This is a genomic window from Acinetobacter sp. 161(2023), from assembly GCF_037027805.1.
Lineage (GTDB): Bacteria > Pseudomonadota > Gammaproteobacteria > Pseudomonadales > Moraxellaceae > Acinetobacter.
Window position 1 is genome coordinate 163,291 of record NZ_JAZEYD010000010.1, and the last position, 16,571, is coordinate 179,861.

General features: G+C 39.2%; 16 protein-coding genes. 7 read left to right on the plus strand and 9 right to left on the minus strand.

Annotation, left to right across the window (positions count from 1 at the left end; genetic code table 11):
- Positions 1-11: 11 nt before the first annotated feature.
- From WA249_RS11665 to WA249_RS11685, 5 genes are read right to left on the minus strand one after another with little or no spacing between them, the layout of a single operon-like run.
- Positions 12-914, minus strand: a complete 903-nt coding sequence (locus WA249_RS11665) for a hydroxymethylglutaryl-CoA lyase (protein WP_336168871.1) — start codon at positions 912-914, stop codon at positions 12-14.
- Complete coding sequence (locus tag WA249_RS11670) at positions 911-2,902, minus strand: acetyl/propionyl/methylcrotonyl-CoA carboxylase subunit alpha (RefSeq protein ID WP_336168873.1); 1,992 nt, start codon at positions 2,900-2,902, stop codon at positions 911-913. Before WA249_RS11670 ends, WA249_RS11665 begins: the two co-directional genes overlap by 4 nt.
- A gap of 11 nt (positions 2,903-2,913) precedes the next feature.
- Entirely contained in the window at positions 2,914-3,717 is an 804-nt protein-coding gene (locus tag WA249_RS11675; RefSeq protein WP_045125312.1) for an enoyl-CoA hydratase/isomerase family protein, read from the minus strand.
- Positions 3,718-3,726: 9 nt separating this feature from the next.
- Positions 3,727-5,328: a carboxyl transferase domain-containing protein gene (locus WA249_RS11680; RefSeq protein WP_309455474.1), complete on the minus strand. Its 1,602-nt coding sequence runs from the start codon at positions 5,326-5,328 to the stop codon at positions 3,727-3,729.
- 24 nt (positions 5,329-5,352) lie between these two features.
- Complete coding sequence (locus WA249_RS11685; protein WP_016138538.1) at positions 5,353-6,525, minus strand: isovaleryl-CoA dehydrogenase; 1,173 nt, start codon at positions 6,523-6,525, stop codon at positions 5,353-5,355.
- A gap of 144 nt (positions 6,526-6,669) precedes the next feature.
- On the opposite strand from WA249_RS11685, the gene WA249_RS11690 reads away from it, so the two are divergent.
- The 4 genes from WA249_RS11690 (at position 6,670) to WA249_RS11705 (ending at position 11,362) form a co-directional block, all read left to right on the plus strand.
- Positions 6,670-7,287: a TetR/AcrR family transcriptional regulator gene (locus tag WA249_RS11690; RefSeq protein ID WP_004793061.1), complete on the plus strand. Its 618-nt coding sequence runs from the start codon at positions 6,670-6,672 to the stop codon at positions 7,285-7,287.
- A gap of 109 nt (positions 7,288-7,396) precedes the next feature.
- Positions 7,397-9,091: an AMP-binding protein gene (locus WA249_RS11695; RefSeq protein WP_336168878.1), complete on the plus strand. Its 1,695-nt coding sequence runs from the start codon at positions 7,397-7,399 to the stop codon at positions 9,089-9,091.
- Between the two features lie 73 nt (positions 9,092-9,164).
- Entirely contained in the window at positions 9,165-9,836 is a 672-nt protein-coding gene (locus tag WA249_RS11700; RefSeq protein WP_336168879.1) for an SAM-dependent methyltransferase, read from the plus strand.
- Positions 9,837-10,078: 242 nt separating this feature from the next.
- A complete protein-coding gene (locus WA249_RS11705; protein WP_336168896.1) occupies positions 10,079-11,362 on the plus strand; it encodes a DcaP family trimeric outer membrane transporter in 1,284 nt (427 codons plus the stop codon).
- Between the two features lie 45 nt (positions 11,363-11,407).
- On the opposite strand, the gene WA249_RS11710 is transcribed toward WA249_RS11705, so the two are convergent.
- Positions 11,408-12,646, minus strand: a complete 1,239-nt coding sequence (locus WA249_RS11710; RefSeq protein ID WP_336168880.1) for an SGNH/GDSL hydrolase family protein — start codon at positions 12,644-12,646, stop codon at positions 11,408-11,410.
- Positions 12,647-12,757: 111 nt separating this feature from the next.
- Here WA249_RS11710 and WA249_RS11715 point away from each other — a divergent pair, with 111 nt between their 5' ends.
- Positions 12,758-13,663 carry a LysR family transcriptional regulator gene (locus tag WA249_RS11715; RefSeq protein ID WP_336168882.1) on the plus strand — a complete coding sequence of 302 codons (906 nt, stop codon included), beginning with the start codon at positions 12,758-12,760 and terminating at the stop codon, positions 13,661-13,663.
- Here WA249_RS11715 and WA249_RS11720 read toward each other — a convergent pair.
- Positions 13,656-13,958 carry a hypothetical protein gene (locus tag WA249_RS11720; RefSeq protein WP_336168884.1) on the minus strand — a complete coding sequence of 101 codons (303 nt, stop codon included), beginning with the start codon at positions 13,956-13,958 and terminating at the stop codon, positions 13,656-13,658. The genes WA249_RS11715 and WA249_RS11720 overlap by 8 nt on opposite strands.
- Positions 13,959-14,862: 904 nt before the next feature.
- Between WA249_RS11720 and WA249_RS11725 the strand changes: the two genes are divergently transcribed.
- Both WA249_RS11725 and WA249_RS11730 read left to right on the plus strand, forming a co-directional pair.
- Positions 14,863-15,009 (plus strand): hypothetical protein, encoded by a 147-nt coding sequence (locus WA249_RS11725; protein ID WP_336168886.1) that lies wholly within the window; start codon positions 14,863-14,865, stop codon positions 15,007-15,009.
- 266 nt (positions 15,010-15,275) lie between these two features.
- Complete coding sequence (locus tag WA249_RS11730) at positions 15,276-15,704, plus strand: hypothetical protein (protein ID WP_336168888.1); 429 nt, start codon at positions 15,276-15,278, stop codon at positions 15,702-15,704.
- Between the two features lie 89 nt (positions 15,705-15,793).
- On the opposite strand, the gene WA249_RS11735 is transcribed toward WA249_RS11730, so the two are convergent.
- A complete protein-coding gene (locus WA249_RS11735; protein ID WP_016138528.1) occupies positions 15,794-16,111 on the minus strand; it encodes a hypothetical protein in 318 nt (105 codons plus the stop codon).
- A 115-nt stretch (positions 16,112-16,226) separates the two neighbouring features.
- The gene (locus WA249_RS11740; RefSeq protein ID WP_016138527.1) at positions 16,227-16,457 is read right to left on the minus strand and encodes a hypothetical protein; all 231 of its coding nucleotides are present in this window, start codon (positions 16,455-16,457) and stop codon (positions 16,227-16,229) included.
- Positions 16,458-16,571: the final 114 nt, after the last annotated feature.

Below are 16,571 nucleotides of genomic sequence, written 5' to 3' on the forward strand. Positions count from 1 at the left end.
TTAATTTATGACTATGCACACTTGGTTTGCCAATAAGCATTTGCATAATTCGACAAGCTTTTTCGGTTTAATACATTGCTAATATTTTGGCTGGCTTGCATCAGTTTTTCTAAGTCAATGCCAGTTTCAAAGCCCATGTGTGACAGCAAATAAAACAAATCTTCGGTCGATACATTGCCAGAGGCACCTTTGGCATAAGGGCAACCACCGAGTCCTGCAAGAGACGAATCAAAAACACGAATGCCTTGCTGTAAAGACTGATAAATATTGGCAATTGCCATGCCATAGGTGTTGTGGAAATGTCCTGCTAAAACCTTGCTGTCGAGTTCAGCGAGGCATGCTTGCCAAACCTTTTGAACGCGATCTGGTGTTGCGGTGCCAATGGTTTCACCTAAAGATACTTCATAGCATCCCATGTCATAGAGTCGTTTAACGACTTTCACCACTTGCTCAGGTGCAATTGCGCCTTCATAAGGACAATCGACTATACAAGAGACATAACCACGCACACGAATATTGTGTGCTTTTGCCGCGCTCAGGACATCGCTAAATTTTTCAAAGCTTTCGTCAATAGAGCAGTTAATATTTTTACGGGTAAAGCTTTCAGAAGCTGCGGTAAACACCGCTACCTCTTTGCATCCTACCGCTTGAGCTGTCTCAAAACCTTTGATATTGGGCGTGAGCAGGCTAAATTGCACATCGGTTGTTTGGGGTAATTGCTTAAATAGCTCGTCACTTTGAGCCATCTGCGGCACCCATTTTGCCGAAACGCATGAACCGACTTCAATCGATTTCAGACCTGCATTAATCAGGTCATTAATGAAGTTTAAGCGTTGTTCGACGGTTAAAGCCTGCTTTTCGTTTTGGAGGCCATCTCTTGGACCGACCTCCACGATTTTGACAAACTCACTCATGCAACTTCCTCCTGTGCAGGCTGAAATTCCACAAGCTCATCGCCAGCTTTGACTTGATCACCGACTTGGAAATAGGAGTCTACAATCACGCCATCTTTAGGGGCACGAATGGTATATTCCATTTTCATGGCTTCAAGCGTCATTAAAATATCGTCTTTCTTCACGCTATGATTTGCGCTCACCAGTACTTGCGTGACCACACCTGGCATTGGTGCTTTTAAATGACCTTCATCGGCTTGGCTATCTGCTTGATTAAAGTCTTGGCGAATATAAGCAAACTTATAACTTTGTCCATTTTGGAACAAGGTAATGCCTTGCTGGCTTTGGTTAAAAGACAGCTTTTGCTGGGTCCCATCAATTTGAACAGAGGCAGTATGTGCATCAATCAATTGACCTGAAATCGGGTAGCTTTGACCGTTATATTCTGCGGTAAAGCCATCTTCATTTGAGGCAAATTTGATTTGGATATTTTGGTTTAAATAATTCAGTTTAATACTGTGCTGATAAGCAATATTTAAACGCCAAAGCGGTTGAGCTTGCCAAAGCTGTTTTTGGCTTGAACTGTTGTTATTAAGTTTAATTAAAAACTCAATAAATGCCGCTGCCACTACAAGTTCTGGTTTGATCTCTTCAGGACTAAACAAGAAGTTTTGTTCACGTTGAATCAGGTTGGTATCAAGTTTGGCTTGTTTAAACGATTCGCTACGAACAATTTTTTCAAGAAAAGCAATATTGTTGCCTAAGCCATCGACATGGAATTGGCTTAAAGCGTGTTGCATTTGAATGAGCGCAGCTTCACGGTTTTTACCCCATACGATCAGTTTGGCAATCATCGGATCGTAATAAGTCGTAATTTCATCGCCTTCAACAATGCCGCTATCTACACGCACATATTGGTTTTGAGTTGGGTAGTGCAGATAGTCAATTTTACCGATTGCAGGTAAAAAGCCTTTTTCAGGTTCTTCGGCATAGATCCGAGCTTCGAGCGCATGTCCGTGAATTTTTAATTCGTTTTGTAGTTTAGGTAACGGTTCGCCATAAGCCACACGAAGTTGCCATTCAACCAAGTCTTCACCTGTAATCATTTCGGTGACAGGGTGTTCGACTTGTAAGCGGGTATTCATTTCCATGAAATACGCTGTACCGTCTTGTTCTACAATAAACTCAACTGTACCGGCACCGACATAATCTACGGCACGTGCAGCATCGATTGCAGCTTGGCGCATTGCATCGAGCTTTTCGCTTGGCATTTGTGGAGCAGGGGCTTCTTCTAGCACTTTTTGGTGGCGACGTTGTACGGAACAGTCGCGTTCAAACAAGTGCACATAGTTGCCGTGTGTATCGCCAAATACTTGAACTTCAATGTGACGCGGTTGAATCACATAGCGTTCAATCAAGACATCATCATTACCAAAACTTGATTTGGCTTCACGTTTACACGAGGCTAAAGCATGTAGAAAATCTTCACTGCGCTCAACCAAACTCATGCCTTTACCGCCACCGCCAGCACTGGCTTTGATTAAAACTGGATAGCCAATTTGGTCTGCCTGTTGTTTTAAAAAGTCGGCATCTTGGTTGGTTCCGTGATAACCCGGTGTTAAAGGAACACCTGCTTTTTCCATTAAAGCTTTAGAGGTCGCTTTTAAACCCATCGCTAAAATGGCATCGACTGGTGGGCCAATAAAGCAAATATTGTGCTGTTGGCAAGCGAGTGCAAACTGGTCATTTTCTGAAAGGAAGCCGTAGCCCGGATGAACAGCTTGGCTACCTGTATCAATGGCTGCTTGAATAATACGATCAACCTGTAAATAACTTTGCGTTGCAGGGGACTGACCAATATAAATTGCTTCATCTGCAAGTTTGACATGTTGTGCGTTTGCGTCTGCATCTGAGTAAACAGCAACTGTTGCAATACCTAATTTTTTAGCTGTACGAATTACGCGGCAGGCAATCTCGCCACGGTTCGCAATTAAAATCTTTTCAAACATGATGATCGTCCTTAATTGTTGTTATTCGAGTTAGAAACCCAAGCAGGCTGTTGTTTATTTAAAAAGGCACTCAGACCTTCTTTTGCCTCGCTGCCTTGACGAACTTGAGCAATATGATGTGCTGTCTGTTGCAGTAAATCATTGCTCATCGTCTGGTTGCTCACCATTTGAATGAGTTGTTTTGATGCAGCCTGAGCTTGTGGTCCACCAAGTAATAGAGCATCAATAATTTCTTGAACTTTTCTATCTAAGTCTTCCGCATCTGCGACTTCATGTGCCAAGCCAATTTGTTTGGCATCACGTGCCGAAATACGCTCAGCGGTTAAAAAGTAACGAGAGGCTTGTCTGGCGCCAATCGCACGAATCACATAGGGACTAATAGTAGATGGCGCAAGTCCTAAACGCACTTCAGAGGTTGCAAACTTAGCGTCAGTGCTGGCAATGCAAATGTCACAAGCCGATGCCAAACCCATACCGCCACCAAAGGCAATGCCATGAACGCGGGCAATAGTGGGTTGTCTCAATGTTGCAAGCGCATCTAACATTTGTGCGAGTTTTAGAGCATCTGCTTCATTTTCTGCTGAAGACGCTTGACCTGCCTGTTTCATCCAATTTAGGTCAGCACCTGCCGAAAAGCTTTTGCCACGACCAGCTAAAACCACAACACGAATATCATCACGTGTATTGATTTGCTTAAAGCAGGCATGTAGTTCTTCAATGACGGTAGTATTAAAAGCATTGTGCAATTCAGGGCGGTTCAGCCAAACATAGGCAACCTGACCTTGTTGTTCGAGTTGTAAAAATTGATAGCTCATATACACCTCTTACATGCGGAACACGCCAAATTTGGTTGGCTGGATTGGAGCATTCATAGCGGCAGCAAGACTTAAGCCAAGTACCTGACGAGTTTGAGCGGGGTCGATTACACCGTCATCCCAAAGGCGGGCAGAGGCATAGTATGGATGGCCTTGGCGCTCGTATTGCTCCCGAATCGGTTGTTTAAATTCATCTTCTTGCTGAGCTGACCACTCGGCACCTTTTTGCTCAATCTGATCACGTTTTAAAGTTGAGAGTACGCTTGCTGCTTGTTCGCCACCCATCACTGAAATACGAGAGTTCGGCCAAGTCCATAAAAAGCGTGGTGAATAAGCACGTCCGCACATCCCGTAGTTACCTGCACCAAACGAACCACCAATAATCAGGGTGAGTTTGGGCACATTGGCGGTTGCAACTGCCATGACCAGTTTAGCGCCATTTTTTGCAATCCCTTCATTTTCGTACTGGCGACCGACCATAAAGCCCGTAATGTTTTGTAGGAATAACAAAGGAATATTGCGCTGTGTGCATAACTCAATAAAATGCGCACCTTTTTGTGCAGACTCTGAAAATAAAATCCCGTTATTGGCAATAATGCCGACTGGCATACCATAAAGCGAAGCAAAACCAGTAATGAGGGTTGAGCCAAAACGTGCTTTAAACTCATCAAAACGAGAGCCATCTACAATGCGTGCAATCACTTCACGAATATCAAAAGGCTTACGTGCATCACTTGGTACTACACCATAGAGTTCAGATGCATCAAACAATGGTTCATCAACTTGTTTATTTAACTCATTTGGCTTTTTATTTAGGTTAGCGACAATGTTACGGGCAATCGCAATTGCATGTTCATCATTTTCTGCTAGATGGTCAGCCACACCTGAAAGACGTGTGTGAACATCACCACCGCCTAAATCTTCACTGCTCACCACTTCACCAGTCGCAGCTTTTACAAGAGGAGGGCCACCTAAGAAAATCGTACCTTGATTACGGACAATAATGGTTTCATCAGACATGGCTGGTACATAAGCCCCACCTGCTGTACAGCTCCCCATCACCACAGCAATTTGGGCAATACCAAGGCTCGACATACGTGCCTGATTGTAGAAAATACGCCCGAAGTGGTCGCGGTCTGGGAAAACCTCATCTTGCATTGGTAAATAAGCGCCGCCTGAATCCACCAAATAAATACAAGGCAAATGATTTTGTTCAGCAATTTCTTGTGCTCGTAAATGCTTTTTAACCGTAAGGGGATAATACGTTCCGCCTTTAACCGTTGCATCGTTGGCAACGATCATGCAAGTTACGCCGTTGACTTGACCAATACCAGCAATCACACCCGCGGCAGGAACATCATCTTCATAAACGTTGTACGCTGCCAACTGACCAATTTCTAAAAATGCCGTACCGACATCAACCAGTTGATCAATACGTTCACGGGGTAAAAGTTTACCTCGAGCCAAATGTTTTTGACGGGCATTTTCACCGCCACCTAAAGCAATACGCTGGGCAACTTGTTTTAGATCTGTGACCAATGTTTGCATGGCTTGCTGGTTTGTTTTGAAGTCTTCACTTCGAACATTAATCTTGCTTTGTAATTGGTTCATAAGATGAGTCCTTATTTATAATTATTATTTAGTTTCATTGAAGAGTTCGCGGCCGATCAGCATGCGGCGAATTTCAGAAGTTCCTGCACCAATTTCATAAAGTTTTGCATCGCGCCATAAACGGCCAGCAGGGAATTCATTGATATAACCATTACCGCCTAAAGTCTGGATTGCTTCACCAGCCATCCATGTTGCTTTTTCGGCAGAATATAAAATGGCACTTGCAGCATCTTTACGTAGACTGCGGTCATGGTCAGCTTTATCACATGCAGCACCAACAGCATAAACGAGAGCTTTGCATGCCAACCAAGTTGAATACATATCGGCAAGTTTGCCTTGCATAAGCTGGAACTCACCTAAAGCTTGGCCAAACTGTTCACGTTGATGTAAATAAGGAATCACCACATCTAAACAGGCATCCATAATGCCTAAAGGTCCAGCACTTAAAACTGCACGTTCATAGTCCAAACCACTCATGAGTACTTTCGTACCGTTACCAACACCGCCGAGTACGTTTTCAGCAGGGACTTCCACATTGTCAAAAAACAGTGGGTAAGTGTTAGAGCCACGCATACCAAGTTTGTCTAAGTGGTTACCGTGGCTGAAGCCTTTCATGTTTTTTTCAACTAGAAAAGCAGTCATGCCTTTCGCGCCAGCTTTAGGGTCAGTTTTTGCATAAACCACCAACACATCTGCATCACCGCCGTTGGTGATCCACATTTTTGAACCGTTTAAAACAAAGTGATCACCTTTTTGCTCAGCACGTAATTTCATGCTGACCACATCAGAACCGGCATTCGGTTCAGACATCGCAAGGGCACCTACATATTCACCAGAAATCAATTTTGGTAAATACTTTTGTTTTTGCTGTTCGTTACCGTTACGGTTAATTTGGTTTACACATAAATTAGAATGAGCACCGTAAGACAAACCAATGGCTGCCGAAGCACGGGAAATTTCTTGCATAGCAATAATATGAGCTAAATAACCCATATTGGCACCGCCATATTCTTCAGAAACCGTCATGCCCAAAAGGCCCATATCTCCGAACTTTTTCCAGAGATGTGCAGGGAATTTGTTGTCTTGATCAACTTGTTGAGCAATTGGTGCAATTTCCTTGGCACAAAATGCGGCTACCGAATCTTGAAGCGCAATTAAAGTTTCATCTAGACCGAAATTCAAGCTGCGTAGGTTCATGATATTTTCATCCTATTGGTTATATTTGTTGTCCATAAAATATTTTGTGGGTATTTGATAAGTAACATACAATGATTTTTTGAAAAAGTGAATACAGATTCATAAAATGATTTACAATTCATTTTATTTGTTAGAGAATAAATTATGAGCTATAAACGATCATCTTTAATGCAAGAACGGATGGAGCAAAATCGTAAATCGATTTTGAATTCAGCCAGAAAAATAATTTCAGAGGGAGGATTTAAAGACGCACAAATACAAACCATTGCAGAGCAAGCGGGTGTATCTAGTGGACTGGTTTATCGCTACTTTGATAATAAAAGCCAAGTGCTCATTGAAGTTTTGTCCGAGGCCATTAATACAGAACTATTGGTGATTGATTCGATTACCGAAAGTGAGTTATCGGCAAAGCAGAAATTACACAAGGCGGTGGCAACCTTTGTAAAACGGGCACTCAATAGTCCTCAGCTTGCATATTCACTCATGTTTGAACCTGTCGATTCAACAGTTGAACATGAGCGTTTTCGTGTGAAGCAATTGATTAAACAAAGTATTAAAAAAATACTTGCGGATGGAAATGCAAGTGGTGAGTTTGTCTTGGATGATTTAAACACGGCAGCACTTTGTGTAGTCGGTGCCATGACCTATGTGGTGGTTGAACCCCTAGACCCAGCTCAAAATACAAAGTTTGATCATGCACATAAAGACTATTTTTCAAAACAGATTGCTGACTTTTGTGTAGATGCTGTGCAGAAGAAATAGAGCATATAAAGGTTAAAAAACACAAAATAAGTAGTTTAGAAAAGTAGTTGCAGTAACAAAAATTAGATCAGGTATGAAGAGAATTAAAAGAATCAAGGAGAATGATTCAATGCAACAAGAACGGTTAAGCTACGCCTCGGGACCAAGCACACAGCCCTTATTGGGTATGACCATTGGTGAACAATTTGATCAGGCCTGTCGGCAATATGCAGACAAGGAAGCAATCGTTAGTTTCCACCAAAACAGACGATTAACCTATAAAGCTTTACAGGATGAAGTAAATGCTTTTGCGTGTAGCCTTTTAAAATTGGGATTAAAAAAAGGAGATCGATTAGCTATTTGGTCACCTAACTGTGTGGAATGGACGGTAACCCAATTTGCAGCTTTTAAAGCAGGGATTATTTTAGTCAATCTCAATACAGCTTATAAGAGCCATGAACTTGAATATGTGTTGAATAAAGTCTCATGCAAAGGATTGATTATTGCTTCTCAATTCAAAACCACTGATTACCAAGAATTACTCACAAAAATAGCCCCTGAGTTAACCAACAGTCCAGATAAAGTACTCAGTTCAGCGCGACTGCCACATTTAAAATTTGTCATTAAAATCGATGACCAACAACATACGGGCATTCATCGTTTTAGTGATTTAGTTACTACACCAACTTCTGAACAGCTAGAACAATTAAAACAATTAGCGAAGCAACATCAGTTTGATGAAACGATTAATATCCAATTTACCTCAGGTACAACAGGCAACCCTAAAGGGACCATGTTGACCCACCACAATATTTTAAATAATGGTTATTTTGTAGGTGAAGGGATACGTTTAACCCCTCAAGATAAAGTCTGTATTTCTGTGCCGTTGTTTCATTGTTTTGGCATGGTGATGGGGAATTTAGCCTGCGTTACGCATGGGTCAACCATGGTCTATCCATCGGCTGTATTTAATCCTTTAGAAACTTTAAAAGCGATTCATCAAGAACGCTGTACGGCAGCTTATGGCGTGCCAACCATGTTTATTGCGACATTAGAACATGAGCAATTTAATGAATTTGATCTATCGAGTTTAAGAACAGGAATCATGGCAGGTAGTCCTTGCCCACGTGAAATTATGCAACGTGTGATAGACCGTATGCATATGTCTGAAATCACGATTTGTTATGGCATGACTGAAACCTCGCCAGTAAGTGTACAAAGTTCGGTAAATGATTCGATTGATAAACGTGTGAGTACAGTTGGACATGTTCATCCGCATGTTGAAATTAAAATTGTCGATTTAGAAGGACAGATTGTTCCGCAAGACACTTTAGGCGAGCTATGCGTTCGTGGTTACTCAGTGATGGCGGGCTATTGGGGCGAAGAAGAAAAGACCAAAGAGGTCATTGATTCAGCTGGCTGGATGCATACGGGTGATATTGCCGAAATGGACCAAGACGGTTTTATTAAAATTAAAGGCCGTATTAAAGATGTCGTGATTCGTGGTGGGGAAAATCTCTTTCCTAAAGAAATTGAAGACTTTTTATATACCCATCCCGATGTGAGCGATGTCCAAGTCATTGGTTTGCCAGATGCCAGATATGGTGAAGAACTCTGTGCTTGTATTATTTTGCATGAGCATCATCAAATTGATGAAAACAGCATTCGCCAATTCTGCAAAGAGCACATTTCTCATAATAAAGTGCCGCGTTATGTTCGATTCTTTAATGAGTTTCCAATGACTGCTTCTGGGAAAGCCCAAAAGTTTAAGTTACAAGAGATTATGCGTGCTGAGCTTAATTTAACAGGAAATGTCTTTGACTAAATAAAGTCAAAAGCCCGGTCAAAGTGCAGCAAACTATAAATTGAAAGGCAGTTTGAAAAGAGGATAAAACAAAATGGCAAAAGACTTTAATAGCCCAAAAGTAGTCGATGGATATGATGAACATATCCGTAAATTAATTCCGGGTTATGAAGCGATCCATCAACAGGTGGATGCCATTTTGCAATCAGTGTTGAAACCAAACTCTCACATATTAATTGTGGGATGTGGTACGGGTTATGAACTCGAATATTTACTTAAAAGACATCCGAACTGGAAATTTACAGCAGTTGATCCATCTTTAACGATGCTTCAAAAAGCCCAAGAACAGGTTGAACTTTTAGGTAAATCTTCACAAGTGACTTTTGTACATGGGGAAACTTCAGCTTTGCCTCTTGAAAATTGCTTTGATGCAGCACTGTCTATTCTTGTGGCGCATTTTATTGCAGACGACATAAAACCTGCGTTCTTTAAAGATATTTATAATCGCTTAAAAGAAAACGCGATTTTGCTTACCTATGACTTAATGACGTGTATAAACCCAAAGCAGCTTCAAGCTTTACCTTATTTATGCTTGGCACAAGGTTTAACAGAAGAACAATGTCAAAAAATGCTAGAGCGTATGGCACAAGACTTTTTTAGCCTAACCACTGAGGGATATATAAAACTTTTGGAAAAAACTGGCTTTGAAAGTGTACAGCCTTATACGCAAATTTTGACATATCAGGGTTTTATTGCAAAAAAATAATACTATTGGGGGATATAAATAAGGGTTTAAAACCGAATATCCTCAACGTGGAAGAGAATATAAAAATGAAAAATTAAAGGGTTGCTTTTACTGCTTTAGGGAGGATGGGTCTAAAAAATATGAGGGAACGTCTTTCTTGTGAAAGAAAGGCAAATTTTCAAGGATCTATTTTAGATAGGTACATAACAAAAAGGATGTCGAGATCTTTAAGTCGTTTTAAAGGTCTAAAGGAAAATTTCATGATGAAAGTTTTAAATACAACGGTTCAAAAAAGCCTATTGGCAGTTTCTGTGTCTTTACTTGTACCTTCTGCTTTTGCGGGTCAAGTAAACCCTGAAATAGAGCAACTTCGCCAAGAAGTAAATGAGCTAAGGGCAATGCTACAGGCAGATATACAAACTCAAAAATCTTTAACCCAAGAAAAAGTAGAACACGTCACTCCTGTCGTTACCCAAGCTTCACAACCTATACAACAAGTATTAACTAAATCTGGTACAGAATTTAACCTATACGGATATATACGGGCAGATGCTTCTTATCAAATTAAGGGAGCATCTACAATGTATAACAATATTAGTGGGGTTCCACTTGAACATACGCCAGAAGAATCTGCTCAAAAGGACCAATTGCACAGTACGGTCTATGTGACGCGGTTTGGTTTAAATTTTAAAACACCAACAGCCGCTGGGGATGTGGGGGGAAAACTGGAAATGGATTTCTTTGGGGCCGCCACTCGTGATCAGTTTCGTATACGCCATGCTTATTTAACTTTTGATAAATGGTTGATTGGTCAAACTTGGTCGACATTTATTGCACCTGAGTATTACCCAGAAACAATTGATGCAGGAACATTTGTAGGTAGTGCTTTACTTAGATCACCAATGGTTCGCTATAGCGATAATTTAACGGCAAATACAAGTTTTGCAGTATCAGTTGAAGACCCGAAATATACAGCGGCAACAGATCCAGATAATAAAATGCGTTTACCAGCTTTGGTGGGGCGCTTAAATCATAAATTTGCGAATGGTTCGATGTTTTCAGGCCGTAGCTTTGTCGCAGAAAAAAGAACCAATAATGACAGTGAGTGGGCGTGGGGGGTAGGTTTCGGCGGTAAATACCAAATCACACCAGATACTTTACTTAAAGCCGATTATTACCATGTCAAAGGTGATGGGCGTTTCTTGCTATGGAGTAACAGCGGCTATGCAATAGATGATCAAAACAATATGCATAGTAATGAATTTGATACAGTATCTTTAGGCGTAACTCATCAATTTACGCCAAAAATTCGCTCGACTTTAGCTTATGGCTATATGAAAGCCAAAGATGATAACCGTTTTGCCGAATTACAGCACAATAGCACGACTCAGAACAAACAGCTTTGGCAGGGCTGGGTAAATACGATGTATAACCCATACAAACCAATTACCTTTGGTGCTGAATATGTATATGGTGAACGAGAAACTTTCGATGGTCGAAGCGGCATTGATAATCGAGTCAACATGATAGCAAGTTATGATTTCTAAATAGCTATTCCCATCAGGTGAAAGGATCACCAGATGGGACAATTATTAGTTTTTAATCATTTGATCTAAATCTACCAATTCTGCCATGTGTTGATTGCCACGATCATTGGGATGTAAATGATCTCCAGAATCATAAATTGGATTTAATCGATCAGGATGTTTCGGGTCTTTTAAGCCTTGCTCAAGATCAAGAACTCCATCAAATGTTTGACTGGTTCTTATCCAATCATTAATTTTTTTCCGTAATTGATCTTTGTTCGGTTGGTAATAATTATCTAAAGGTGTATTGGGTAAAGCGCCTGAAAAGGGAAGTAACGTAGCCCCAATCACTTGAATACCTTGCTCATGAGCTTCTTTTACAACACGTTTATAACCTTCAGTTAAGGCTTCAAAAGACGGTATTTGTTGTTTAGGTGCAAAAGCTGTACCGGGCCATGAAATATCATTAATACCCACCAGCACAATTAAAGTTTTAACACCTGAGTATTGAAACACTTCACTTTTTAAACGGTTTAAAGCACTGTCGCCCATACCATCGTTAAGTAACCGATTTCCTGAAATTCCACTATTAATGACAGCCACCTGATGAACTGACAGTCGTTTAGCTAAAAAATCAGTCCATCGAGCATTTGCATCTAAAGTCGCCGTTGCTCCATCGGTAATGGAGTCCCCAATGATCGCAACAACATGAGCTTTATGTTTTGGTTTTATTTCTATAGCCGACAATAATAATCTCGCTGTTGTTGTTTTAGCATCGCTAGGAGTATTTAAATTTGCGGTCTGGTTTCCAGTAATCAACCAACTGGTTTGTTTAGCATCCCAATGGAATGTTTTAAAGGCCGTTGGTTTTTGAATAAAGCTATTGACCATTAATTGACTATGATCTGGCACAGAAAGATGAATTGGATCACTGATTAACTGTTTGCCTGGTAAAATTTGTGCTTTAAGTTTTCCAGAAAAATAAACAGGGTAGGCACTCTTAGATTTTAGACTTTTTGAATTCACTAAGCCTAAGGTTGTTTTATCAATATAAAGCGGCTGTTCTCCATATTGATTTGTGAAAACCAGTCTAACCGCCTCACCACCCAAACTAATTTGACTCACTTGTCTGATCGTTTGGTTAGATATTTGCTCAGGAATATGAGTTGGAAAAACAAAATCTTTATTCCAGACTTTTTGGGGGCTAGCAGACCAACTGGTAATCCATTGGCTCTTTTGCACTTCTGCTTGAGTGACTGTAGAAAATAAAATGAAAGACAACAGGGCAGATTGATAAAGTTTCATCTCATAAACTCTTTATAACGAATTAGAGTCATCTTGAAACAAATTGGTGGCTTGTTATAGCGGTCTAAGCGGAATAAGATTTGTGAATCAAATTCATAAATAGATTTTGTTATGTCATATTTTGATATTAATCGATCTGGCGAGTTGGCAATTTTTATTCGAGTGGTCGAGTTAGGAAGCTTTACTGCTGTAGCAAGAGCATGCGACATGACACCATCTGCTGTCAGTAAATTAATGGCTCGGCTCGAAAAAAGGCTTGGCGTAAGGTTACTTAACCGTTCAACACGTCAGTTTCAACTCACAAGTGAAGGATGTCAGTTTTATGAACAAGGCCTCCAAATTCTCAGTGAGCTAGACGAACTTGAACAATCTGTTACTGCAAATCACACACCTAAAGGACGAATAAGAATACACACCAGTCTTTCGTATTGGACGCATTTCTTATTGCCCTGTATTTCTTTATTTAATCAGCGCTACCCACAAATTGAATTAGAGACTCATTTGAGTGATGAAGTCATTAATTTAGTTGAGCAAAGAATTGATGTTGCAATTCGGACCGGACCATTAAAAAACTCAAATTTGGTTGCTCGCTCACTGGGAAGTACGACAAAGCACTATGTGTGTTCATCTGAATATATTATTCGTTATGGCTGTCCACAACATCCACATGAACTACAGCAGCATCAGCTTTTAGACGTAAGTTATCAGCGCCAGAATAAAACATGGCTATTTAAAAAAGAAGATCAAGAAATCGCACTCGTACCTACTCAGGTTTTAAGAGTAAATCATGGAGAAGCGATTTTGCAGTTAGCACTTGCCGATGTTGGCATTGCACAGCTAAATGAATTTCAAATTCGAAAAGCGCTAGAGCAAAAGCAGTTAATTAAAATTCTTGAAGACTGGAATATGAATGCTTTTGAAGAATTTCATGCGGTCTGGATCGGTCATGATAAATATGTTCCTAAACGTGTAAGGGTGTTTTTAGATTTCTTGGTGGAGCATGCAAGTATCAGTTAATTTGGTCTTTTCTTGCACTTAACTGACATTGGTGAATTGTTTCATTCATGGTTTCCACAAAGTTCATATTCGCATCAATATTTTGTAAGCTTACTTTTTCTAGATCTTTGACAAATTGTGGCGAATAACGTTCTTCTAAAGCGTTATAAATACAATTGCATTGCGACAGCGCACGGCCTGACCATACACAATGTGTATTGAATTCGTTTTTACTAATAGATCTGCAACCTAATAAACTTATAGAACTTATTAATAGGGTGCACACTAAAACAATACGATTTGAAAAAAACATCATTATTGCTCTTCGTTGGTTGTTGTTATCGTTAAGTTATGCTTATAGATATTCTCATCTTTAACTGGCGTTAAATCTTGAGATTTTTTCCGTGTAAAGATGAAATTGAGAATAGGTGAAAAGATGAGAGGAATTCTTTAAAAGTGTTTTAAGCTGAACGGTAAAATAATGAAGTTTAAGAAAAATAAAATGATATAAAATAATAGTCATTAGAGACTCCTTGATAAAAGAAGTTACGCCCAATCACTGCTATTAATTATGGTGGTGAAACGAAAGAGGGTTAGCAGACTGATACCTAAGAAACCAGCACACCCGAAGGTGTCCCACTCCCGTTCCTCCGTCAAAGGCACGAGGGGCTCCACACCAAAAAACGTGTTTTTAGTGCACTTAGGTAGACGATCTGCTAAAACCGACTGACAAAATAGGTCAGCCGGAGCATGATAAGCTGAGCATTAAAGCGGGTCAATTGCAAAAATAAAAGATTGGTTTATATAAACAAATATTAATATTTTTAAATTTTGATTAATAAAATAAGCGATTATTTAGAATTTAGACGATTGATTAATTATTATACCTAATCTTAATGTTTGAGTTTAAATGTTTATATATCAAATATTTATTAATTGTTAATTTATATATTGTTTGCAATCATTGACTTAATAAGACACAAACTCAGAAAGGGTGAGTAATTTTACTTTTCCGAATATAACAATCTTAAATAATTAGCCATTGCCAAAATTTAATTAAAATATCAATTGCAAGAATGGTATTTTTTAATCATTTATTTAATTTTGATTTTTACAAAAGCTTGCATAATCTACAAAAGTTAAGAGAACCGCAGCGGTAGGCCAACAGAAGATAATGTTATTCATAAACCTACATCTTAAAATTAATCAGGGTGACCGCAATGGTAAGAATTTTTTGTGCAGTGAGTATGGTCGTTGCAATTGCTATGGGTATGAGCGCTTGCCAAGATCGAAATTCAACAGATAATGATGGAACACATGGCTCTAATGATCCAACCGTTCCTCAACAAATGAATAAAAACTCATAATTATTTCATCTAAGAAAACTCACTTTTAGGTGGGTTTTCTTATCGTTATTTTCTATAAAATATGTAACATAATAAAAAAGATAATTATATAAAAATATAAAATTAATCAATAAATTAGTGAGTTATAGTCTTTCTATAAATTTGTTGTTAATAAATTGTTGCTAGAGTGAGTTATAGTTTCAAAAAATTAATAAAATAAACACAATAAATTACTTATATTCATCCAAAATTCATTTTAGTGATGACAGTTTTATAAAGGTAAGGATATGCCCCAGTACTTAAGAATAGCTGAGAAAATATATCAAAATGTTAAAGAAAAAAAAGGCTTTACAGATGAGCCTATGGAAGATCTCAACAATTTGATGATTGAACTCAGACATGAGCTTAAGGGGACAAAGCTTAAGCTTTTATACAATTATATTGATTTTGCTGAATTACTGATTAAACCTCTACAAGAATCTAAAATTAAATTGGATTTAAGTATTATTCCTAAGAGTAGGAATACTCAAGAATTTGTATTATGGCTTGCAGGTTTTATTGAACGGATTACAACAGGTGGACAAGAAAAGTTACCACCAATCCAAGCGAAGGTTGCTTTACCTACCTACGCTTATGAAGAAACCTATCCTTCTTCGGTAACTCCTGTAAATAACGGAGAAGAAATTATTGAATATTTTAAGAAAAAAGAAAGTTAAATAGATACATATAAAAAGAGCTTATTTCCGAGGGCCAATCGGAAATAAGCTCATAGTTTTGGGGTAATAGAAAATATTATAAAAAGAAATTATCTTCCATTCCATGCATCTTTAATCGCTTGTTTTGCATGTTCCCATTTTAAGCGAGATTCAGCTTTGAGTTCTTCCCACTTTTGTTCTAGGCCGCCTTCGACATCTTCAAATTGAGTACCTTGCTGTGATTCGGTACGTGCGCGATGACCTAACTCATAGGCTGCTGAAAAATCTCGATCGAAATCTAGATCTGGTGTAGTAAGCTGAGCTTCTTGATAATAAGGACGAGTAAGGTAACTTTCGCGCCAATAAGTGTCAGAATAATTATGGTCGCCAGCTGGCAGTCGTGCGTGATCGCTATTTTGATCTGTCATCAGTTTTTCCTCATCTATTATTTAATTTTATGCTTATGTTAAATTTAGGAAGGTGAGTTCACCTTCCTAAATAAAATGAATGACCGCATCAAATGACATTCAAGTCAGCAATGGATTAGCGTTGCTGATTGTTGTTATTTGAGTTTTGTTGGCCTGAATCTTTTTGATTAGAGCCTTGTTGTTGGCGGCGGTTGTCATTTTGCTGTTGTTGCTGATTGTTTTGTTGCTGTTGATCATTTTGCTGTTGGTTGCCGTTTGGCTGTTGCTGATTATTACGATTGTCATTTTGCTGTTGTTGTTGCTGTTGATTATCGCGTTGATTGCTTTGATTATTAGTAGTGCTCATCTTTAATTACCTCATATCATTCATGATGTGTGTTTTATCTGAGAGCTTCAGATAGGTTTATTTAAGCATGAAAATTTATAATGTGAAGCTTAAGGGTGTTACCCAATATTTAAC